The 23417-nt window shown below is 36.0% G+C and carries 19 protein-coding genes; 7 read left to right on the top strand and 12 right to left on the bottom strand.

Features of this window, described 5'->3' with window-relative positions:
• Positions 1-35: 35 nt before the first annotated feature.
• The 10 genes from ACFIN0_RS01540 to ACFIN0_RS01495 all read right to left on the bottom strand — a co-directional run bounded on the left by ACFIN0_RS01540 (position 36) and on the right by ACFIN0_RS01495 (position 10425).
• A complete protein-coding gene (locus tag ACFIN0_RS01540; RefSeq protein ID WP_375610111.1) occupies positions 36-1418 on the bottom strand; it encodes an ATP-binding protein in 1383 nt (460 codons plus the stop codon).
• The gene (locus ACFIN0_RS01535; protein WP_273791552.1) at positions 1415-2101 is read right to left on the bottom strand and encodes a response regulator transcription factor; all 687 of its coding nucleotides are present in this window, start codon (positions 2099-2101) and stop codon (positions 1415-1417) included. Before ACFIN0_RS01535 ends, ACFIN0_RS01540 begins: the two co-directional genes overlap by 4 nt.
• A gap of 72 nt (positions 2102-2173) precedes the next feature.
• The gene (locus tag ACFIN0_RS01530) at positions 2174-3685 is read right to left on the bottom strand and encodes a Do family serine endopeptidase (protein WP_375606365.1); all 1512 of its coding nucleotides are present in this window, start codon (positions 3683-3685) and stop codon (positions 2174-2176) included.
• Positions 3686-3901: 216 nt separating this feature from the next.
• Positions 3902-4312 (bottom strand): cytochrome c-type biogenesis protein CcmH, encoded by a 411-nt coding sequence (locus ACFIN0_RS01525; RefSeq protein WP_375695447.1) that lies wholly within the window; start codon positions 4310-4312, stop codon positions 3902-3904.
• Between the two features lies 1 nt (position 4313).
• Positions 4314-6293, bottom strand: coding sequence for a heme lyase CcmF/NrfE family subunit (locus ACFIN0_RS01520; RefSeq protein ID WP_375686391.1), 1980 nt, complete (start codon positions 6291-6293; stop codon positions 4314-4316).
• A gap of 7 nt (positions 6294-6300) precedes the next feature.
• Positions 6301-6780: a cytochrome c maturation protein CcmE gene (gene ccmE, locus ACFIN0_RS01515; RefSeq protein WP_375606368.1), complete on the bottom strand. Its 480-nt coding sequence runs from the start codon at positions 6778-6780 to the stop codon at positions 6301-6303.
• A 310-nt stretch (positions 6781-7090) separates the two neighbouring features.
• Positions 7091-7849 carry a tetratricopeptide repeat protein gene (locus ACFIN0_RS01510; protein ID WP_375607780.1) on the bottom strand — a complete coding sequence of 253 codons (759 nt, stop codon included), beginning with the start codon at positions 7847-7849 and terminating at the stop codon, positions 7091-7093.
• Between the two features lie 234 nt (positions 7850-8083).
• Positions 8084-9502, bottom strand: coding sequence for an ATP-binding protein (locus ACFIN0_RS01505; protein WP_375606370.1), 1419 nt, complete (start codon positions 9500-9502; stop codon positions 8084-8086).
• Complete coding sequence (locus tag ACFIN0_RS01500; RefSeq protein WP_375610107.1) at positions 9502-10167, bottom strand: response regulator transcription factor; 666 nt, start codon at positions 10165-10167, stop codon at positions 9502-9504. The genes ACFIN0_RS01505 and ACFIN0_RS01500 overlap by 1 nt, the downstream gene beginning before the upstream one ends.
• Before the next feature lie 21 nt (positions 10168-10188).
• Positions 10189-10425: a hypothetical protein gene (locus tag ACFIN0_RS01495; RefSeq protein ID WP_375606372.1), complete on the bottom strand. Its 237-nt coding sequence runs from the start codon at positions 10423-10425 to the stop codon at positions 10189-10191.
• 347 nt (positions 10426-10772) lie between these two features.
• On the opposite strand from ACFIN0_RS01495, the gene ACFIN0_RS01490 reads away from it, so the two are divergent.
• From ACFIN0_RS01490 to ACFIN0_RS01475, 4 genes are all read left to right on the top strand, one after another.
• The gene (locus ACFIN0_RS01490) at positions 10773-12941 is read left to right on the top strand and encodes a transglycosylase domain-containing protein (protein ID WP_375701768.1); all 2169 of its coding nucleotides are present in this window, start codon (positions 10773-10775) and stop codon (positions 12939-12941) included.
• Positions 12941-13537 (top strand): DUF1214 domain-containing protein, encoded by a 597-nt coding sequence (locus ACFIN0_RS01485; protein WP_375701767.1) that lies wholly within the window; start codon positions 12941-12943, stop codon positions 13535-13537. Before ACFIN0_RS01490 ends, ACFIN0_RS01485 begins: the two co-directional genes overlap by 1 nt.
• Complete coding sequence (locus ACFIN0_RS01480; RefSeq protein WP_375687388.1) at positions 13530-14069, top strand: hypothetical protein; 540 nt, start codon at positions 13530-13532, stop codon at positions 14067-14069. Before ACFIN0_RS01485 ends, ACFIN0_RS01480 begins: the two co-directional genes overlap by 8 nt.
• 534 nt (positions 14070-14603) lie before the next feature.
• Positions 14604-15389, top strand: coding sequence for a DUF1499 domain-containing protein (locus tag ACFIN0_RS01475; protein WP_375610103.1), 786 nt, complete (start codon positions 14604-14606; stop codon positions 15387-15389).
• A gap of 1248 nt (positions 15390-16637) precedes the next feature.
• On the opposite strand, the gene ACFIN0_RS01470 is transcribed toward ACFIN0_RS01475, so the two are convergent.
• Complete coding sequence (locus tag ACFIN0_RS01470) at positions 16638-16799, bottom strand: hypothetical protein (RefSeq protein ID WP_375607786.1); 162 nt, start codon at positions 16797-16799, stop codon at positions 16638-16640.
• Between the two features lie 2298 nt (positions 16800-19097).
• Positions 19098-19694, bottom strand: a complete 597-nt coding sequence (locus tag ACFIN0_RS01465; RefSeq protein WP_375701766.1) for a hypothetical protein — start codon at positions 19692-19694, stop codon at positions 19098-19100.
• A 244-nt stretch (positions 19695-19938) separates the two neighbouring features.
• On the opposite strand from ACFIN0_RS01465, the gene ACFIN0_RS01460 reads away from it, so the two are divergent.
• Genes ACFIN0_RS01460 through ACFIN0_RS01450 form a run of 3 tightly spaced genes read left to right on the top strand, consistent with a single transcriptional unit; the run spans position 19939 to position 23385 of the window.
• Positions 19939-21606: a peptidase domain-containing ABC transporter gene (locus tag ACFIN0_RS01460; RefSeq protein ID WP_375701765.1), complete on the top strand. Its 1668-nt coding sequence runs from the start codon at positions 19939-19941 to the stop codon at positions 21604-21606.
• Positions 21596-22921 carry an HlyD family type I secretion periplasmic adaptor subunit gene (locus ACFIN0_RS01455; RefSeq protein WP_375701764.1) on the top strand — a complete coding sequence of 442 codons (1326 nt, stop codon included), beginning with the start codon at positions 21596-21598 and terminating at the stop codon, positions 22919-22921. Before ACFIN0_RS01460 ends, ACFIN0_RS01455 begins: the two co-directional genes overlap by 11 nt.
• Entirely contained in the window at positions 22921-23385 is a 465-nt protein-coding gene (locus tag ACFIN0_RS01450; protein ID WP_375610099.1) for a toxin-activating lysine-acyltransferase, read from the top strand. Before ACFIN0_RS01455 ends, ACFIN0_RS01450 begins: the two co-directional genes overlap by 1 nt.
• Positions 23386-23417 lie beyond the last annotated feature (32 nt).

Raw genomic sequence — 23417 nt, 5'->3', positions numbered from 1 at the left:
ATAGTTGTTACGTATGAAAGTGAAGAAAAATATCTTTAAGGAAATAACAAAACAGCCCTAAGCCCTGGATTTGCATTTTCAAGTAACAATTCACCCCCGTGAAGCTTCATAACCGCTTTTGCTATACTTAAACCAATCCCAAACCCAGGTTGTGTGCGGCTTTCTTCAAGACGAACAAATCGTTCTGTCACTTTTTCACGTTTATCCTCTGCTATTCCTGGTCCATTATCGCTCACAACAACTAATAAATGTTCATCACGATATTCCATTGATAAGCAAACCTTCGCTTGCCTTCCACCTTTAGGCGCATATTTAATTGCATTATCTATAAGATTAAAAATTGATTGTGCAACAAGCTCACGATTCAATTTTAGCTCTTTATCAAATATATCTCCCAACTGAAGTAAAACACCTGACTCTTCAGCAAAAGGTTCGTAAAGCTCAACAGCATCCTCAATAATCAGTTTCATATTCATCATTTCAAGATGTTCAATTGCACTGCTGGCCTCAATACGTGAAATCATTAAAATCGCATTGAACGTACAAATAAGTTGATCTGATTCTGCAATAACCCTATCAAGGACCTGACGATATTCAAGCTTTGTCTTATTTCCTGAAAGCGCTTCTTCAGCGCGATTTCTAAGACGCGTTAACGGCGTTTTCAGATCATGAGCAATATTATCTGATACTTGACGTAAACCAATATTTAACTCTTCAATGCGGTCTAACATAACATTAAGATTGGTTGACAATCGATCAAACTCATCCCCTACTCCAGAAACAGGTAAACGCCCACTGAAATCACCATCCATCAAGCGCTGTGATGCAGCCGTTACATGATCAATCCTTTGTAAAGCTCTCCTGCCAACAAAAAACCATATGAGTAAAGCGCCTCCAACCATTGCAGCAAGTGCAATGATCACAGCTTTGCGAATAACAACAGCAAAACGTTCTGGCTCATCCAAATCACGTCCTATAAGAATCTTCATAGCATTAGGTAAATCAACAATAACCGCCAAAGCGCGATGTTCACTTGTTTTGCCATGTTCTCCAAAACGGGAATACAAAAAAGAGGTAGAAATAAAACCACTCTGATTCAAAAGACCTAATTCAATACGTGCTACATTTCCTGCTAAAATACGCCCCATAGAATCTGTAACAAGATAAAGAAATGCTCCTGGTTGTCTTGAACGATAATCAATAGTGCGCATTAATAAGGATAATCCCCCATAATTATAAGCATTTTCAATATACTTTAATTCTTCATGTAAAGCCTGTTCAGTTTGCTCTGTTAACAATGAAGCAGAAAATGCCGTCATATAAATAGAAAGTCCTGTTGCCACCAATCCAAACAATAAAATGTAAAGTGCTGAAAGCCTTAGCGCCGTCGTGCGCATTATATTAATCAAACGATTCATGCTTTGTTATCTGGTACTTTCAGCATATATCCAGCTCCACGCACTGTATGGAGAAGGGGAACATCAAAATCTTTTTCAATTTTGGCTCTCAAACGAGAGATATGGACATCAATGACATTCGTTTGTGGATCAAAATGGTAATTCCAAACGTTTTCCAAAAGCATAGTGCGTGTAACAACCTGCCCCGCATAACGCATCAAATATTCAAGCAAACGAAACTCTCGTGGTTGCAATAGAATGTTTCTATCACCTCGTTTTACCGTATGTGCTAACCGATCAAGCTCAAGATTACCTACACAGTAAACAGTTTCTGCTTCTTTAGGATTTTTCCGCCGTTGTAAAACTTCAACACGCGCAAGAAGTTCAGAAAAAGCATAAGGCTTTGTCAAATAATCATCTCCCCCTGCACGCAGCCCCGTTACACGATCATTAACTTGCCCTAAAGCAGACAGAATAAGAACTGGTGTTTCATTGCCTTTAGCGCGCAATTCAGCAATAATAGAAAGACCATCACGATGCAAAAGCATTCGGTCAACAACCATAACGTCATAATTTTCCGTGGTTGCTAAAGCATATCCCGTATCTCCATCATAAGCAACATCAACAGAATGCCCTACTTCCAAAAATGCTTTTTCGAGATAATGCCCCGTCTCATGATCATCTTCAATAACGAGTATCTTCATAAAACGTATCTCCATTATTTTATTATGTTGTAGGACAAATATTTAATAAACATTTGTCCTACAACTAAAGCTTTATTTTTTGAAAATTGGAAGAGCAACAAAACGATTTTGATCATTTGTTCGCACTTGTAAGAGTATAGCTTTTCGTCCTAACTGCTGAGCATTTTTGATTGTGTTAATAATATCAGAGATTCGTTTAACCGGTTTATTATTTACTGTCACAATGATATCACCAGGGCGTATCCCTTTATCTGCAGCATCTGAATCGGTATCGACATCCGTTACGACAACCCCTACACCATCATCAGAAGGCATAACAATCAGACCATAATCTTCCAATGTTTCATCTAAATCACTCTGTCCATTTGAATATTTTGAAGTCTCTTTCTTACTTTCATCTTCAGACATTGAAGCGAGTTTAACCTTGATGCTCTCCTCCTTACCTGATCTCCAAATCCCTATGGTTACCATTTCTCCTGGTTTAATATTTGCAATACGTTTCGCCAGCTCACGCGCATCAGCAACTTTTTCATTATTCACTGAAATAATGACATCACCCGCTTTAATACCAGCCTTTTCTGCCGGTCCTTTTAACGGATCAGTAACCAAAGCGCCTTTGGCTTCTTTCAAACCTATTGAATCAGAAATCTCCTTTGTTACCGGCTGAATCTGAACACCTAACCAACCACGTTGAACTGAACCTTTTTCAATAAGTTGTTGTACAACCTGTTTTACAGTCGCTGCTGGAATAGCAAAAGCAATCCCAACATTTCCTCCAGAAGGAGAAAAAATTGCTGTATTAACCCCAACAACCTTTCCATTAAGATCAAACGTTGGACCACCAGAGTTTCCTCTATTAACAGCAGCATCAATCTGAATAAAATCATCGTACACACCAGTGCCAATATCACGTCCACGTGCAGAAACAATACCTGCTGTCACAGTTCCACCAAGACCAAATGGATTCCCAATGGCAACAACCCAATCCCCAACACGAAGCTTTGAATCATCACCAAAATCAACATAAGAAAATTTTCTTTTATCATTCACTTTTAATACGGCAAGATCGGTTTTGGGATCTTTCCCAATGAGCTTTGCATTCAATTCTGTACCATCATCAAGAACAACAGTATAACTTGTTCCATCAGAAATCACATGATCATTGGTCACAATGTAACCATCAGATGAAATAAAAAAACCCGATCCAAAAGCAACAGGACGGAGTCTCTGCGATTGGTGCGGAAATTTATTTTTAGGTTTATCAAAATCATAAAACTCTTTAAAAAATCTTTTTAAAGGATGCTGATCTGGTAATTGATCAAGTCCTGGACCACTAAAAAAGTTGCTAAAGAACCTATCTTCTTTCTTTTTATTGCTCTTTACTTGTACTGCTACAACGGCTGGTTTCACTTGAGCAACAATATCGGCAAATCCCTGTTGTTGCATTAACGAAGTAAATACAGAACTTGCATGAGCCTTTGTCATCCACAAGCTTGATGTACATCCACTAAAAAACAGCGCACTTTCCAATATCGCAGAAAAACTCACTGCGACAAACGTTTTAAAGAAAGCCTTTTTAACCATTTATTCTATGCTCCTATTCAATCATACCTTTATTTCAATTCCGATCACTTATAAAATACCAGACCTTACCGTTTTCTGTCTAAATTATTAAAGTTTTGTAAGGTTTCAGTATTCCCTAATATAATTACAATAAGATTGTCTGCTCATTGCAGATAATCTTATTTTTTCTTTTATGTAACATTTTTTTAATGCAATGACATTTTTGACTGTCCTTTTTCATTCACATAACTCATGATTATTCCGTTTGAAGTGGAAAAATATGATACTTACGCCAATGATAATAATGATCAAAGGCGAGAACCATAAAAACCAAGTTATCTTATTCAACGGTGGTTTCAAGAGAATAAACTCACCATATCGCTCAACAAGAAAGTCAGTGACTTGCTGATTACTATAGCCCATTTTTAGCCTTTCCCGAATTAAAAGCCGTAAATCACGTGCTAAAGCAGCATCTGAATCATCAATTGATTGATTTTGACAAACCGGACAACGTAAATGCGATGAAATATGGCGTGCTCGCGCTTCAAGAATCTTATCCTTTAAAATCTCATCCGGCTCTACTGCTATTGCTAATCGAAAAGGAAACGCTGCTATTAAAAAAAATACAATCCAAAATTTTTTTTTCATCTCAATGTCTTTTCCAAAAATTTAAAGCAAACACTACCTTATTGTACATGCCAATGCGAAACCAATACCCCAAAAGAGAAAGACATCCTCCCATAGCCATCATGAATGCCCCTAACCAAATACATATTACATAAGGCTTCCACCATATGTGCACAACGAGACCCCGATTATCAATATGTCCCGGTACAATATAGAGCTGTGATAAGCCATGATTTTTAAGACCAACTTCTGTTGTTGATGTATTTTGGCTTGAATAAAATCGCTTTGAGGCTGTTACATGACCTACAATGTTTTTATTTTCATATATTTTAAAATAAAACTCCATTGTCGAATAATTCGAACCAACACCATCATACACTGCATCAAAATGAAGCGTTTTATCCGCTATCGTCACCCTATCCCCTACGTTCATGATTAAAATACGTTCTTGCCCAAAACTTGCCACGCAAACAATACCAAATAATGTAACGCCTAATCCCATATGTGCTATTGCTGCACCAAAAGTAGACCATGGCAATCCAAGAAATCTCTTAACGCGTACTGAAAAAGCTCTCTTGCCATATCCACTCTTTCCCCATAGATCCGCTAAACTGCCTAAAAAAACAAACGCTGAAAGCCCAATCCCTAAAACTGCAAAAATATCACGCACAGATGTCGCGTAAAATATTATAAAACAGACGATACCAACCAATACAAAAACAAACCACAACCGTTCAAAAACTGCAAGAAAATCACCGCGTTTCCATGCCATCATTGTCCCAAACGGAACAAACAACAACAGCAAAACCATTAGCGGTCCACAGGTAAGGTTAAAAAAAGCAGCCCCTACAGAAATTTTTTGCCCTGTTAATATCTCAATAAAATAAGGATAAAGCGTACCAATCAATACTGTTGCTGTTATTGTTGTCAGTAACAAGTTATTTAAAACAATAAACCCTTCACGTGAAATTGGTTGAAAAAATCTTTCTGTTTTTAAAATAGGGGTACGCAAAGCAAAAAGAAGAAAAGCAGCTCCCGTAAAGAAAAATAAAAGTGCAAGAATTGCCTGCCCCCGTGCTGGATCAATAGCAAAGCTATGAACAGAAACTAAAAGTCCCGAACGAACAAGAAAAGTTCCCATTAAAGAAAGAGAAAAAGTTAGCAGAGCCAAAAACAAAGTCCAACTTTTTAATATTTCTCGTTTTTCGAGAACAAGAATAGAATGTAAAAGAGCTGTTCCTGAAAGCCAAGGCATAAACGAAACATTTTCAACAGGATCCCAAAACCAGTAGCCCCCCCATCCTAGCTCATAATAAGCCCAATAAGAGCCAACCATAATACCCAATGTCAAAAAACACCAAGAAAGTAAAAGCCACGGACGAATCCCACGCGCCCAAATTCTATCAACATGTCCCATAATCAATGCCGCAACGGCAAAAGAAAAACAAAGTGAAAAACCGACATACCCTAAGTAAAGTAGCGGTGGATGAATTGCTAATGCGATATCTTGTAAAAGAGGATTGAGACCATTTCCCTGCAATGCTGGTGGATTTACGCGTAAAAATGGATTGGATACAAAAAGAATAAATAAAAGAAAAGCAGTTGTAATCCAACTTTGGCAAATTAAAACAAGCGTCTTAAAATCTTCTGGCAAATGTTGGTTAAAAAAAGCCATCAATGCACTAAAAAAAGCAAGACTTAAAACCCATAACAACATAGAGCCTTCGTGGTTGCCCCAAACACCTGTAATTTTATAGAGCATCGGTTTTTCTGAATGAGAATTCTCAACAACGTTCAAAACAGAAAAATCAGATACGACATAAGCATAAATTATCACTAAAAAAGATAAAAGCAGTAATGTAAAAGTGATATATGTTAGAGGAACAACTGTTTGCATTAACAAACGCTCTCTCCACCAAAAACCTAAAGCAGGTAAAAATGCCCCTAATAAGCTTACTGAAAATGCTGCAGCTAAAAAAATATGACCCAGTTCGACAAGCACAATCGAATTATTTCTCCATAATGTAATGTTTTTTCAAACGATCAGCTGTTTCTTTAGGCATATAAGTTTCATCATGTTTTGCTAAAATACGCATCCCAATAAAAAAGCCCTGTTTATCGAAATGCCCTTCTACGATCACCCCCTGACCTTCACGAAAAAGATCCGGTAAGGCACCATTGAAAACTACTTTCTCATGTTTTTTGTTATCCGTTACAAAAAAAACAACGCCTCTCTCTCCAACATATTGAACAGTTCCCTTTTCAACAAAGCCACCCAAACGCAAAGGGCGCCCCGTTAAAATATCTTCTCTTGTAATTTCAGAGGGCATTCTAAAAAAACTGACCGCATGACGCATTGCATACACTATGAGACTTGCTGCAATTGTCATAACCAAACAACATAATAATATGATCAGTAAGCGCTTTTTTTTTCGCTGCTCTAAAATAACCTTCAACGAAGTAGAACTTTTTAAAGATTGATTGTTCATAGACACTCTGCGAAAAAATTTTAAATACGTTATAATTAAGTATCAATATTTTATTTTTTAAGAGCTTTGCACATCTTCTACATAGGTGCAACTTTTTATCCAATCTCTCACCTTTGCTAATAAGCTTACCAATAGCTTTCTTACTTTTTTCACCAATTTTTATTTAATATATAACCACTTATATTGCGCTCTTTCCATTCTTCATTTCTGTTCTTTAATCGTCTCTACACATACCTTTCTCTTCTAGAATGCCCCCTCTTTTATCTTCCTAAACAGCTTTTCTCTTTTATTTTCTCATCTCAATTGACGCCTATTCCTTTTCTTTGTATGGCCCACTCGATAAATCACGTAACTGAATCATCATTTTTTCAACACGTGATCGTCCTGAAAAATTTTCAGGCATTGTGTCAAGAAAGCTTTGTAAAAATTGCACTGCCTGCGCAGTTTTTCCTGCTTGATGCAATGCATCAGCCAACAATAAACGTGGATAAAAATCTGTTGGCGCTAAATCCGCTGCTTTTTGAAAAGCATTTTGTGCTTCTTGCGTTATCATGCCTCCTTCATAACCAACCAATGCTAAACCATATCCTACAAGCCTTGGAGCTGTCTCTCCATTCAAACGAAGTGCATCTAAATAAGCATTGACCGCCTCTTGAAAATGGCGCTCTTCAAGATACCCTACCGCTAACGCATCTGCGAGCTTGCCATCACGAGGTGATCGGAAAAACAGCACTTGTAAGCGAACAAGCTTTTCTTGCTGACTTAGAATTTTAGGATCTTTATCCATTAATTCGCTAAAAAAATAGCTTTTCACTTCCGGATTACCTGTCAGCCCATAAATACTCCATGTGATGAGAAGAACAAATAAAACACTTAAGGCCTTAAGAATATTCCTTTTTTTATAATGCATATAAAGCTTGTTACACTCAATCGTATGCCTATGGCTTCTATCACCATCCATGGTTTGAACTTTTCCTTCTTTCTTTATCCTATCGTCAAAACGGAGTGAAAGAAAAAGAACACTTGCCAGAAAAGCCAGAAAAAATGCTGCAAAAATGAATAAGAGCATATCACTTTTTTCCAATACCAACAGAGAATCTCTCGCTTACCTTTTATCCTCTTCATAAGAAGAGTGATGTGAATTAATAAAAATTCATTTTTTCATGGAGAATATTATAAAATCTATTATATATATCAATTAAACAAAGAAACTAAAAACAATGTTTCCTTACTCTTTAATGTATTGTCTGAAAATACTGCTTTACAAAATTTATAGACATTTCTTGCTTAAGGAGAAAATATGTTATTCTCCCATCTTAGGTAATAAAACTTTTGCATACAACCCACCCAAATCAGAACGTGATAAAAAGAGATTGCCTCCATATTCACTGACCATATCTGAAACAATTGCTAACCCTAAGCCTGACCCTAGTTTACTTTCATTAAAGCGCCGCCCTCTTTTTAATGCCTCATCAATTTTGTCTTCTGTTAAACCAGGACCATCATCTTCTACAAAGATACTAAAATATTCTGTTTCTTCAGCATTTTCTTCTAAACAACAAGAGATCAAAACCTTTGCGCGAGACCATTGAGTAGCATTTTCAATCAAATTTCCTATAATTTCTTCTAAATCTTCCTTCTCTCCAGAAAAAACAATATCATCAACATCCATAATAAATTGAATTTGTTTTTCAGGATTAAGCTTTTTCATAACCCGCACCAAGCGTTCAAGTACACTGCGAACAGACGTATGATAGACAACACTATCGCATTGTGCTGCAATCCGCGCACGCTGAAGATAATGATTGATTTGAGCTTGCATTATTTGCGTTTGCTCTCTCAACAAACTAGCCTTTTCTCCGCGCATCTTATCTGTCTCATTCATAATCACGGATAGAGGCGTCTTCAATGAATGCGCGAGATTACCAACCTGTGTGCGAAATCGCTCGATAATACGCTGATTATTATTAATGAGAGCATTCATCTCTTGTACAAGCGGCATCACTTCGCTTACTAAATCCGTATTCACATAATGAACTCTTCCTTCGCGAATATCATTCAATGCACGTCGAATAAGCTTTAACGGTTGAAAACTAAAGAAAATAATAGCAATATTAATAAGAACACTCCCGAGACCGAAACTCCAAAGAAAAATTTGCAAAGTTCGCTTAAATCCCTTTACCTGGGCATGAGCTTCATCGATATTCCCAACAAGCCGAAAACGTGCAATATGATTTTTATTATCAAGAACAACATCACTCTCAATCACTTGTAGCTTTTGACCATTGTTCCCCGTTATCCGATAAGAGCGAAAGAATTTATTGTCAAAAGGTATATCAACATCACTTGGTGTAAATATCTCACCTGTTCCCAATGAAGGAGATGTCAATCTTCCTTTTAAATTATGGGATATCGAAACAACTTCCCAATACCATCCTGTTGTTGGATCAGAATAACGAATATCATCAATCCCAGCCCCTCCTATCAAGGTACCTTCCGATGACACCGTCACTGTTGCAATAAGACTGTAGAGTTGAGCAGAAAGGATACGCTCTAGGCTTTGTTCAGTTGAACGCTTATAAAATAAAATACTTACTGCAGAAATCGATAAAAGAGAAATAACAACCCATAATGTTGATAAGATCATAACACGTAAACTGAGAGATCGAGTAATTACAAAAAAGAACCTCCTATACCAATTATTCTCTTCAAAAACATTCATTAATCACCTCGCGTTCTCACGCGATATCCCATTCCTCGAATAGTTTCAATCAAATCCACTCCAAGCTTTTTCCGTAACCGACCTACAAAGACTTCCACTGTATTCGAGTCCTTATCAAAATCCTGATCATAAAGATGTTCAGTAAGCTCTGTTCTTGAAATGACCCTGTCACAATGATGCATGAGATACGAAAGCAGTCTGAATTCATAAGATGTTAGTTTAATCAATTGACCATCCACAAAAACACGAGACGTCTTTGTATCCAACAAAACATTTCCGCAACATAATGCACTCGTCGCATGTCCCGTAGTGCGACGAATTAATGCTCGCAAGCGCGCCATCACTTCCTCCAAATGAAATGGCTTCACAACATAATCGTCAGCTCCAGCATCAATACCTTGCACCTTATCAGACCAACGGTCTCGCGCTGTTAGCATTAAAACAGGCATGGAGAGCCCTTCTTGACGCCACTTTTCAACAACACGAATACCATCAATCTGCGGTAAACCTATATCAAGTATCACCGCGTCGTAAGACTCTGTGCTACCTAAAAAATAAGCCTCTTCACCATCGAAAGCACTATCGGAAACATATCCTGCACGTCTTACAGCTTCTGCTAATTGATGGTGAAGATTCCGATCATCTTCAACGATTAAGATACGCATCACAACACCATCTGCCAAAAACTAATCAGCAGGAACAAAAAACTCAACACGACGTAATTTTTCACCATTACGGGCTGGTACAACAACCACAATTGCACACATGTCCTTTCCATCCTGAACAACCGGTTTTGAACGGACGAGAACCCCGCTCTCTTGCGCAGCAGCCTTCTTACCTAATTCAGCACACCCCGAAGCTAGAACATAATCTGCTTCTAAAAAAGCTGCTATTATTACAAACAAGAATTTTTTTTTCATCATAAATATTTCAATAACCCATCTCTTCTCTTCCTTGATAAAGGATAAAAGAAATAATGGTTTTTTTTGGTCGATTAAAAAGTCACAAATGGAAAAACTTTATCCTCTATCTTACAGAAGTAACATATTAACATTAATCCAAATTTTTAAAAAATCAAAAAAATATTTTTAATAATGAGAATAAAATTTATTCAATAAAATAATAAAATATTAATATACTATCTTACAAAAAATGCATAATTCTAAAACAAATTCTTTCTCTGTTATAACTATAGAAAAAAAATACTTCTACTCCATATACTTATTGTAGATTTGTTTGGTTGTATTGCTTTGCCATAGGCTCTCTTTAAATGTTTGATTTTTTTAAAAAAAAGAAAGGGCAACACCGTAAGCCATTTCATAGTCCTGCTCTCATTGAATTAGACGCACGATTAGACACAGCGCTTTATCACATTCGTTCTGCTAACAGTTTTTTCTGGAAAAAGGCAAAAATCGTCTCACAAAATTTTCATCTTCAAGGATGGAAACGTTTTATTGTTGAAGTTCTCGATGAAATACTAACATTAGGGTTGATGGGATTTACTCTTTTCACCATTTTGGGCATTTCTGTTTTTGAACTTACCAAAACAGATTGGTCTTCTCCTAAAAACTTTTCCATTCTTTTTCTCGATCTCTATGGAAATCCAATTGGACACCGTGGTGCAATGCCGGCTATTTCTGTCCCTGTTGAAGAAATGCCTGACACTGTTATTAAAGCCGTTCTTGCCACAGAAGACCGTCGTTTTTTTGATCATTGGGGCGTTGATTTTCAAGGACTTACACGGGCAATTTCACAAAATATTCAAGCTAAAGGGGTGGTGCAAGGTGGTTCAACTCTCACACAACAATTGGCTAAAAATTTATTCTTAACAAACGAGAGAACCATAACACGTAAAATCAAAGAAGCTTATCTTGCTCTTTGGCTAGAAGCAAATTTTAGCAAAAAGCAGATTTTGCAACTTTATCTTGACCGAGCCTATATGGGAGGAAACAATTTTGGTATTGCTGCCGCTGCAAAATTTTATTTTGGAAAAGATATCCGTCATGTATCTTTGAGTGAATCTGCTATGTTAGCAGGACTCTTTAAAGCTCCAACAAAATATGCCCCTCATAGTCATCTCTTTGCTGCTCAAACACGTGCCAATGTCGTCCTTTCTAATCTTGTTAATAGTGGCTTTATGACGAAAAGCCAGATTATCAATGCGCATCGCCACCCTGCTAGGGCCCTTCCCCAAATAGACAATAATCAGCCTGATTATTTTCTTGATTGGGCATTCGAGGAAGTCAAAAAAATGCGCAATCAACTTCCAAGCCATAGTTTAATTATTCAAACGACCCTTGATCCGAATATTCAAAAAGCAGCAGAAGAATCAATTGCCTATCATTTACATCAATATGGTCAACAATATCGTGTAACACAAGCAGCCACCGTTATACTCGATAATAACGGTGCGGTATGTGCAATTGTTGGAGGACTAGATTACAAAAAGAGCCAATTTAACAGAGCAACACAGGGCGGTCGACAACCTGGTTCTTCATTCAAACCTTATGTTTATGCAGCCGCAATGGAACATGGATTATCACCCTCAACAATCGTTCTAGATGCTCCCATCAATTGGGGAGGTTGGACACCCAAAAATAATTCTGGTCGTTATCTGGGAAAAATTGACTTAGCAACAGCTTTAGCCTTTTCCATTAATACAGTCCCTGTTTATCTCACCTACCAATATCTTAACCGCGATACCCAACCTATCATAGATCTCATTAAAAATATGGGGATTAACGCGCATATTTTATCACACAAAACGATGGTTCTTGGCACTTCCAACATGACCCCCATGGATCAAGCTACAGGCTTTAATGTCTTTGCCAATGGAGGAATAGCGGGTAATCGTCATGGGTTTACGCAAATCAAAACAATTGATGGTCGTGTTGTGTGGGATTTCGAACATAACGGAAAAAAACTACACCGAGTTCTGAGTGAACAATCAGCAGCTTATATGAATCAAATGATGGTGGGTGTCACAACACGAGGATCTGGTAAGCGTGCTGCGTTGCCCATGACTCTTGTCGCTGGGAAAACTGGAACATCACAATCTTATCGTGATGCTTGGTTTGTTGGCTTTACGGGAAATTATACGGGAGCGGTATGGATGGGAAATGATAATTTTTCACCGATGAATCGTGCTTTTGGGGGTGGCGTTCCTGCCATGATATGGCATCGTATCATGCTTGCTGCGCATCAAAATATTATGCTCAAACAGCTCTATGGTGTTAAAGATTCTCTCCTTCCTTATCAGCCTCCAGTACTTTCTTCCCGTGTAGATTCTGAAGTTCCTTCCCCAATACCCTCTACGCTTTCTCCTGAAACATTAAATATCGTGCGATTGATTAACAAAGATCTGAAAAAACCATCTGCAATTTCTTCGAAGATGAAAACAACTGGAGATTCAACATTTTTAATTCAAGATATTCACTGATGTTTTTTAATATCACCATTTTCTTTTTTATCTTCGCTTTTTCCATTTTATGTGGAAAACTGAGTGTCGATTATGTGCTCAATTCCTTTCATCATTTTGGACACTTCACAATTGGAAAATGGAGCGCTTATCCACAAGTAGGAACCGCCAATATGGATCCTTATACCCGCGCTCGCACCGCCAAACGAGGCATTGTTTCACTTGGACGAACTGAAGGTATTCAATTCCAGATTTGGCAAGATAACCAAGGGCGTCCACTTCATCATCACTGTCATTATTTGCTCAAAGGCACCATCCCTGAAACCCGTCTTTTTACCCTTTATACAGCTGACAAATCCCTTAAACCCTATACTTCATCCAAAGAAATACCTTTTGAACTTCACACTAACAATATTATCTATGAGCATGACGGCTCATTGCGCATCAATATTTCACCCACACCGCAAACCGGTAATTGGCTTGCAACAATTAGTCAAAAAGAATTCGGGCTTATTCTTACTTTATACGATACTCCAATCATCTCAGCAACGGCATTACAAAAGCTCACAATGCCCTCTATAGAACAAATTCCATCAGGACAAATAAATTGTGATTAGATTTATTTATACCGCACTTCTTGCAATCATTGGCGCTATTATCGTTCATATTTGCGTTCTCTTTCTGATCCCCTATTGGGCACAAGATAATATATGGACAGCACTAAAAAAATCTGGAACCTCTTATCAATTTGTCGATTTTACGCCCAATAATCCTATTCAGCAATCTGCTGATCCACTCTTTCTTCTTAAAGTCTGCAGATTTAATCTTGAAAATGGACCTGTTCATTTAAAAGCTTTGAAAACACAACAATTTTGGTCACTAGCAGCCTACACACACGACGGAATTATTTTCTATAGCCTTAATGACCGAACAGCCCCTGATGCGACACTTGATCTTATCATTGGAAAACCAATACAAATCATAGAACTCAAAAAATCAAAACCTAAAAAAAATGCCAATTCAGTTTTGGTTGCTAAAAATTTGAATGAAGGGTTTGTTATTTTACGTATTTTTGTCCCTTCTTCCCTTGCAAAAAAAGAAAGTGAAGCTTTTCTTTCATCTGCGACCTGTCGCATATTTTATGAATAAAAACGGACTAACCTCTCATTTGTACAATACCTTACTTTCTGTACAAAATACAGGAAGCCTATCAAAATGGTTATCTTTTTTCTCTATTAATCAAATATTCGAATTCAGATTTATCTGATTGTAGATCCCTCAATTTTTTATTGAGGTAGAATGAAATCTCTATTGCACATAATCATATCCTATTTGAGACGCATTATCTGACAGAAAAAACTCCCCGCCATTAGAAGAGAAAAATCAAGAGTAAAGTTCTAAAAATATATGCTGCTAACAACCGTAGAACTTGTTATTTGAGTTTACTTCTTTTTATTTACAAAAATTCCCATAAAATTCGCATCAATGACATGATAAATTATAGAAGAAATATTGTTTACCTTCAATGAAGTGCTAAAATAACCGCTGGAAACTTATAAGACATTACGCATCCTTGACCTCAAAAATAAGTGCTTTATTTTTGGTTTATGAGCAGAAGCTTTTTGTACGATAGGCACTCTGAAAAAACTTGGCTTATAGTTTACAATTGAGGGGAAAAACTTCATGAAGAAGAGATATGTTCGGTTCGTTTCAAGAGCAGCAGTATGGTCCCCTCGATTTGGTGGTTTAGCCTTCTTTATTTTATTATTTTCGGTCATTTTACAACGTTTTTCCGTACTTAACGTAAGCGACTTCATAATCTTGATAGGTATCTCTACTGGCTGTGTAATTATTTCTCTTTTTCTGGCTATTAAAGCACTTCATAGTTTGTGGGTCTATGGTGCTCTAGGGGGAATGAAAGCTTTAAAAGGGATCATTTATTCATTAATAACTGCGACACCATTGATGCTCTTTTTTGGACTTTGGTTTACCTTACCAGCTCTTTACGATATTTCTACCGATACACAAAGACCACCGGCTTTTTTTCGCACAATACGTCCCAGCGATGCTTTACCGCTCAAAAGTGTTTTGACTGAACAAGCAACATTACAGATCTCACAATGGCCAGAAATGTCAGGGCGCCGTTATGATGGATCACCTGACCGTATTCGCGAATCTGTTCTCAATGTTTTAGAAGCCTATGATTGGCCTGTTGTAGCTCAAAAAAAGTTTAAAGGTGAAGAAGATGCGCTTTATATTGAAACAATGGCCAAAACTTTTTACCTTGGCTTTATTTCAGATATTGTTATTCGTTTAACGAATGAAGGGGATACAACTTTTGTTGATATGCGTTCTGCTTCTCGTTATTTGCCAAGAGATTTGGGAACCAATGCTGCTTTTATTATCGATTTTATGGATGCGCTTGATACAGAAATCTCGTCACTTCCTCTTTCTCAAGATGATGAGTAGAAACTAGAAGTATAGTAAGTTATATTAGTAAATCAGCTTATTTTTCAATAAATTATGATATATAAGGAAATAATCACTTTTCAAAAACTATAAACTAAAAATTCTTATACAAAAGATAATATTCTTAAACCTAACCATTCTTGAAATAATGAAAAAGATTAAAAAAATAGGAAATAAAAAAACAGAAATATTGATAATAATATTAAAGTCTCTGTCTAAATGTAATCAGTAAATATTTTTTAAAGTTTAATATTATAAATTATTATAAAAATCATTTTTCATATAAATAACGTATACAAATAAAAACTGTTATAGAAAGTAATATAGTAAATATAATGAAAAAAAATGTCGTGAAAAAAATTTTTTTCACGATTTCTTTGTTACTATAACCTTTAAATTTATAATGTAAAAACATGGAATAGAAAAATATAAAGAAAAAACATGTAGAAGATAATAATTCTGAAATAATACGAATAATATCAATCATAAAAAATCCAAATTAAAAACATATAAAAACAATAAACATTAATATATATTATTTCATATAAAAATTAATAATTTAAAATAATATAAAAAACGAATTTATTATTAATTAATGATTTAATTTTAATATTTTTTTCATTACATACCTTAGATACATAATACAATTTAAATAAATATAATTAAACAAAAAATGCAAAAAATAATTCATAAAATATATTAAAAATATAGATAACAAATAAAATTTCCAAATTAATCTATAATTATAAATTAATAATGAATAATCATTGTTCATAGAAATAACGTATATAAATAAAAAATGTCATAGAAAATAATATAAAGAACAAAAATATTCTTAACAAAATTTTTTTCCAAATTTCTTTTTTACTATAACCTTTAGATTTATAATATGAAAACAATGTATAGAAAAATATAAATAAAGCACCTATAGAAAATAATAATTCTACAATAATACTAATAAGCTCATTCATAAAAAAAATCCAAAATAAATATATAATTTTGTAAAATTATGCACCTAAACCTTCCAGTCAAGTTTGTAGACACATAATTATGCCTACAAGCTTGTTCATTTTACAAATATCTGCTAATTTTTATATTAGCGATAACATTCATAGGCTGTATATCCCAAACCTGTACCAAATCCTACTGCAGAGCCAACTCTTCCTCCTAACATTAGACCTTACACAGCGCCTATTGGTCCTCCAACTGTCCCCCCCCCATAACTCCACCAATTACCACTCCCATATTCTATCCCCTACGTCCCATTGAAAATCCTGCTGAGAGATAATCTCCAACAGTACACCCAGGTCGTGATTCACTGCTTGAAAAATTCATTGATGAAATATTTGACCACGTATTAGAAACATAAGACCAACCATTAGAAAAAATAGAACTAAATGAACCAAACATATAAATCCCCCTTTATATTTTGTAAAAAAACATATCAGAACGATACAATTAAGATGGTTAGCATGCAGTTTAGCACGGCTATTAGCACTCTATCAAGCTACTTAGGGGCTTATTTAGCCAATCGGCTTACGCTAGAATTTGGACGACGCGTTTACACCCATCTTTTAAGGCTCTCCTGCCTGTTTTACGCCATTAGCAAATGGGAGAACTGTTTTCACGTATTGGAAAGATTAATACAATTCGTGCTTTTTAAGAAAAAACTCTGTAAAAAAATAAACTTAGCAAATTTGATTATAAACTTATAGCTACATAAATTTATAGATACGCAAACAATCTATAACAAAAAATAGAATTTTCGTATAGAATGTTGCTTTTTCTATCTCTTTTTAACTAAGTCAGCTCATTTTCTGAAATGTAAAAAGTCTACATAGATATAAAACAAATACTAAAAATAAATCTTATTTAACCTGATAAAAAACATATCATATATAATAATATTTTAATTTAAAATAATTTATCTATTTTACGAATAATTTTATATATATAGAGATATAGATAGAAATTTAGAATGCTATAAATAATAAACTTAACTCAAATAAATCTAATTTTATATTCTTTTCAACTTCTTAATCTAAGTATATAAGAAAAAATTTTTAAATTATACACAATAAGAAAGTCAAAAACATAATATATATAATTAAAAATAATATAAACTTATTTAAATGAAAGTTATTTTTTATAATAAGTTAAATATAGATACTAATATCTAATATATTTAAAAGAAAAATAAATAAAAAAATGCTAAAAAGAACAAAAAGAACAAACCAAATGTCTTAAGCGATTCCTTTATACTATTTTTCCAACTGTCACCACTGTATCTATAAATTAATGCAAATAAAAATATAAAAATAAATATTGAATACAATACATCAAAAACATTACTCATTATCAAAAACATTACTCATTAATAGTGAAATAATATTATCACCAATATACATAATAAACATCCGAAATAAAATATCTATTATCACACACAAAAATATCCCTGAAATCAGTTTAGCCATAGCTTTAAAGTATGTTTACAATATCACTGATCTCAGAAATATCTTACTAGCTATTTTCTAAATAAATTAGAAACAGCCTCCCTCCATTTTACGGATGGCATTGATTGTACTTATCTTTTAAACCGTTAACAGCTCCCATTACTCCGCCTGCGGCTGCTCCTTCCGGACACCACTTAATAAACCAATTAATGCTCCTGTGCCTCCCTTTATGACCGCTGATTCAACATAATCGCCTACTTCACAACTTGGATTCGGATGGCATTGATTGTATTTATCTACCATGGCGTCACCAGATCTTCTAGTCCACCTACTACTGCTCCACTCACAAAGCCAGCACCTGCACCTCCTAGTTTAGCAATAGAACCTCCGACTGCACACCAGCAACACCTCCTACTAATGCTCCTACGATGCCGCCTGCGCTTGCTGCTTGGGAATGAGCGCCTGCGCTACAATCATCTTCTTCTGGAAAAAGCCAACTTTTTGGATGTGAGTTACTAATTGAATTATGTGATGAGCATGCTATTTAGCAAAAAATAAACTATAATTTGTAAAAATATATAAATTATAATAAATAATAAAATACTGATAACAACTTTATTTTATATTATTTTAAAATTCCCATATATTCAATTAATAAATTTGCAGCATAATATAATATAAAAAACCTAACTGTTGATAATGTTGTCCTTTTTATACTCCAGTTCTCACCTTTAAATCTATTGTAAGAAAACATGCAAAGTCCAAATCCAATTGCTGTCATTAAGGAGCTAGTAAAAGTATGCATAACAAAAAATCCAGACTGAAATTTCATCTACTTTATGAAGTCTTTAATATATATAGAAATTATAATTCAAATAATAAACTTAACTTAATTAAGTATAATTTTATATATAAATAATCTTTATAAAATTCCCATATATTTAACTAATAAATTTCCAGCATAATATAATATAAAAAACATAATTGTTGATAATATTGTCCTTTTTATACTCCAGTTCTCACCTTTAAATCTATTGTAAGAGAACATTAAAAATCCACATATAAACGTTGCCAATAAGGAGCCAGTAAAAGTATTCATAACAAAAAAATCCAAAATAAAATATCTATTATTACACACAAAAATATCCCTGAAATCAGTTTAGCCATAGCTTTAAAGTATGTTTACAATATCACTGATCTCAGAAATATCTTACTAGCTATTTTCTAAATAAATTAGAAACAATGTCCCTCCACTTTACGGATGACATTGATTGTACTTATCTATCAAACCGCTAACAGCTCCCATTACTCCGCCTGCGACTGCTCCTTCCGGACCACTTAATAAACCAATTAATGCTCCTGCGCCTCCCTTTATGGCTGCTGATTCGACATAATCGCCTGCTTCACAACTTGGATTCGGATGGCATTCATTGTACTTATCTATCAAACCGTTAGCAGCTCCTCCTAATCCGCCTGCTAGTGCTACTTCCGGACCCAATAATGCACCACTTGCAGCTCCTATGCCTCCGTGTATGGCAGCTGCTTCAACATAATCGCTTGTTTCACAACTTGGTGCCGTATAGCATGCATTGTATTTATCTACCACAGCGTCACCAGCTCCTGCTAGTCCACCTCCTATTGCTCCATTGACAAAGCCAGAACCGACACCTCCCGATCCAGAAAAAAGACCTCCAACTGCACCAGCAATACCTCCTATTAATTCTCCTACGATGCCACCTGCACCTGCTGCTTGGGCATGAGCGCCTGCGCTACAATCATCTTCTTCTGGAAAAAGCCAACTTTTTGGATGTGAGTTACTACTTGAATCATTTGATGAGCTTGAACTACCCATTTAAATCCTCCTTTTATTATTAAAAATAACTGTATCACAACGATACAGTTGAAAATTCATTTTAGAAAATGTCAAATATAATTTGTATAAATAACAATAAAAATACTGTATAAACAATAAATACATTATGTTTATATTACATTCACACAAAATGTATATTTTGTATAAATATAATACTATTTACAATACTGTTTAAATATGCGACATCAATCGCTCTTTCTCTTAAATAAAATCATAAATTCAAATGAGTCATTCACAAGAAAAACCTGTATCATTCTCTTGGTTTACAAGAACAACAAAGAAATATATCTATTATGTCATCGAACTCAGTTGCGTTGCTGTTGTTTTGCGTTTGCTGGGCTTGGTGAATCCTTTTATTTTTCAAGCGATTATCGACCGTATTCTCCCTTTTCAGCGTATTGAAAGTCTCTATGCTATCGTTGTCTTGATGGTTGCTATCATGCTGTTTAGCACAGCTCTTAGCACTCTATCAGGCTACTTAGGTGCTTATTTAGCCAATCGGCTTACGCTAGAATTTGGACGGCGCATTTACACCCATCTTTTAAGTCTCTCCTTGCCCACTTTACGCCGTTGGCAAGTAGGAGAATTGTTTTCACGTATTGGAGAAGTTGATACAATTCGCGGTTTTTTAACAGGAACCATCGCCACAACTGTGCTAAATGTTCTGTTTGCCATTATTTATATTGTTGCACTCTTTTCCATTAGTCCGAAACTTACCTTCATTGTCCTTATCATTTTACCTTTACAAATGGGGTCTTTAGCGTTGGTCGGTCCCTTCTTGCGCCGCCAATTACGCCGTGCTTTCACTCTGCAAGCTGTCCATAAATCGCGCCTTATTGAAAGTTTTACCAATCTTGAAGCCATTAAAGCACACGTAAAAGAATCTGCTCATACAATACGCATGCAAGAAACTTTAGCTCGTAGTTTAGATCAAAGCCTTACAACCAGTAAATTGCATCTTCTCAATGGAGCCATGAGCCATATTTTTGGTGATCTTTTCACTATTTTTATTATCTTTTTTGGTGCTCAGGCAGTTCTTCAAAACCAGATTACGCTAGGGCAACTTATTGCCTTTCATCTCCTCGCTGGAAATGTTTCTGGTCCTATCTTAAGCCTTGCATCCCTATGGGAAGAATGGCAGCATTTGAAAATCTCTCGTCTTCGTTTGGGCGATATTCTTAACTCCCCTTCAGAATGGGAAGAAGAAAAGCCGCCTCTTCAACTCAGCGCTCCTCCTCATCTTGAAGCCAACGATCTCTGTTTTTCTTATGGAGATAAGTCCATTATCAATCATCTTGATATCTGTTTACAACCTGGGCAACCAATTATGTTACTTGGTCCTTCAGGGTGCGGAAAAACAACCTTGGCGAAGCTCCTTTGTGGACTCTACCCCCCAACAAGCGGAAAGATATTGATTAACGCCCAACCTTTACAGAATTTTGATGTCCGTAGCGTGCGTGACACAATCGCGTATTTTCCCCAAAATCCTTGCCTTTTTTCCGGAACCATTCTTGAGAATATGCTTCTTGCAAAACCAGATGCCACTAAAGATGAAATCGACTCTGCACTATATGTTAGTGCTTGCCATGATTTGATTGCTCAGTTGCCTCTAGGACTCAATACTCAAGTAGGAGAGCAAGGTGGTTTTTTATCAGGTGGTCAGCGCCAACGCTTGGCTTTGGCTTGTTTCTTTCTGATAAACCCAAGCCTGCTTATTTTGGATGAACCTACTTCCGCATTGGATGATACTGTCAGTGCACAAATTGTTGAGCATTTATATAAACTTTCGCAAGAACGTATTGTTCTTGTTATTACCCACAAAAGTGATCTCTTCCCTCAGCATGCAACCGTCTTAAACTGTACTGATTTGGAGGCAAAAAATGGCAGATAAAGCTCCCTATTTGCGCCCTTTGTCACCAACGCTTCATATGGTGGTTGCTGTTTTGGTCACCTTATTTCTCTTTATTGTGATCGGCAGCTTTATCGCAAAAACAGAGATTGTTGCACGGGGGCAAGGAAGTGTTATTCCCACCGCTTACGTTCAGCTGGTCCAAGCGCAAAATACAGGACGCATTGAGAAAATTCTTGTAAAAGAAGGGCAATTTGTTCATCAAGGGGATCTCCTTATTCAATTAGATCCCCGTGAAGCCCTCAATGAGTGCGCACGTGTTCAAGCAGATATCGCGCAACAAACCCTTCAAGCACAAATTGCAACAGCTATTTTAACAGCTTTGCATGAAAGTGATCCTTTGGATAAAGATTTTGTAACCAAAGGGCTTGCCTATCTGCCAGTTCCTCCTTCTGGCAACACGACTGCAAGAATAGAAGGGGAAAAACTCATTAGCGCTGCCCTTCAATCTCTCCAAGATAAATTAAGAGCGCTAAAAGCACAAGCGGACCGCGTCGAGCGCAGCGGTGCAACACAACATGCGCAATTAGATAGGTTGGAAGATGATCGTCAATTAAGCCAAGGAAAATTAAAAGCTGCAAAAAGCCTGATGGAAACAAAAGTCATTAGCCAAGCCGTTTATTTAGAGCGTTTACATGATTTTAAAAATGTCGAGCATGAAATTTTAACCAATCAAAGACGTTTGGAAGAAAATGCCGCCGAAATAAACACCCTCCGCCAACAACGGAAAAGTCTCATTTCCGATGAAATCGCCCGCTATCGCCAACTTTCGCGTGAAACAGAACTGAATCTTCAAGGATTAAAAGCAAAACTTGATAGCACTCAATACCATCTTGACCACTTATCACTCTATGCGCCTGTTGATGGACGTATCGATGATTTAAGTATCCATACTTTGGGCGGCTTTGTAGAAGCTGGTAAAACGCTTATGCGTATTGTCCCTGATGCAGGTGGTCTCATTGTTGAAGCGTTTTTTGATAATAGAGATATTGGTTTTTTAGAAAAGGGTCAACGTGCTTACATCAAGTTTTCTGCCTTTCCACCTGAACGTTTCGGTGTTATCCACGGTACAGTCGTTAATGTAGGCGCTACAGCGCGCTATAATAAAGAAATTAATGGTGTCTATGCTGTTTTAATCAAAATTGACCAAGATCACATCACTTTGAATAACAAACAATTTAAATTTATCCCTGGCATGACTGTAACAACGGATGTCATTACCTCAAAACGGCGTCTCATTTCTTATTTCTTTGAACCTATCACCAAAATTTTAGAACAATCTCTAAAGGAAAGATAATGTCTGTAAATGAAAATCCATCACCATCATTCATAGATCCTCTTACGGCTTTGGGTGCCATGGTTGTTTTAATGCTTACATCTCCCTTATACCGCCGCTGGCGAATTTGGGATATAGACCGAAACTTAGGTCCAGCTTTACAGACTGGGCAATACAAGCTCTATAAAAATGAACGTGGAGAATTTTGCGCCTTTATCACTTGGGCTTTTTTAGATGAGAAAAATCATCAATCTATGCTTGAAAAGGGAGAATTTTTACCCGATGCCAATTGGCAAAATGGAAAATACGTATGGTTTATTGATTGTGTAGCACCTTATGGCCATACTGCTCATATTGTACGCGATATGCAACGAAATATATTTCCTGATCAGCGTTATTGTTATGCTGTACGACGTAATGAAGATGGTGGAATACGAAAAATTGCACGCTGGTGTTGCTATAGAGCGCAAAATCCAGCCAAATAGTTTTTCTAAAGCAAGTGCGCATAAACCATTTA

The organism is Bartonella sp. AA89HNZF (assembly GCF_042196905.1).
In the GTDB taxonomy this organism is placed as follows: domain Bacteria; phylum Pseudomonadota; class Alphaproteobacteria; order Rhizobiales; family Rhizobiaceae; genus Bartonella.
This window is presented reverse-complemented; position numbering and strand designations above follow the sequence as displayed.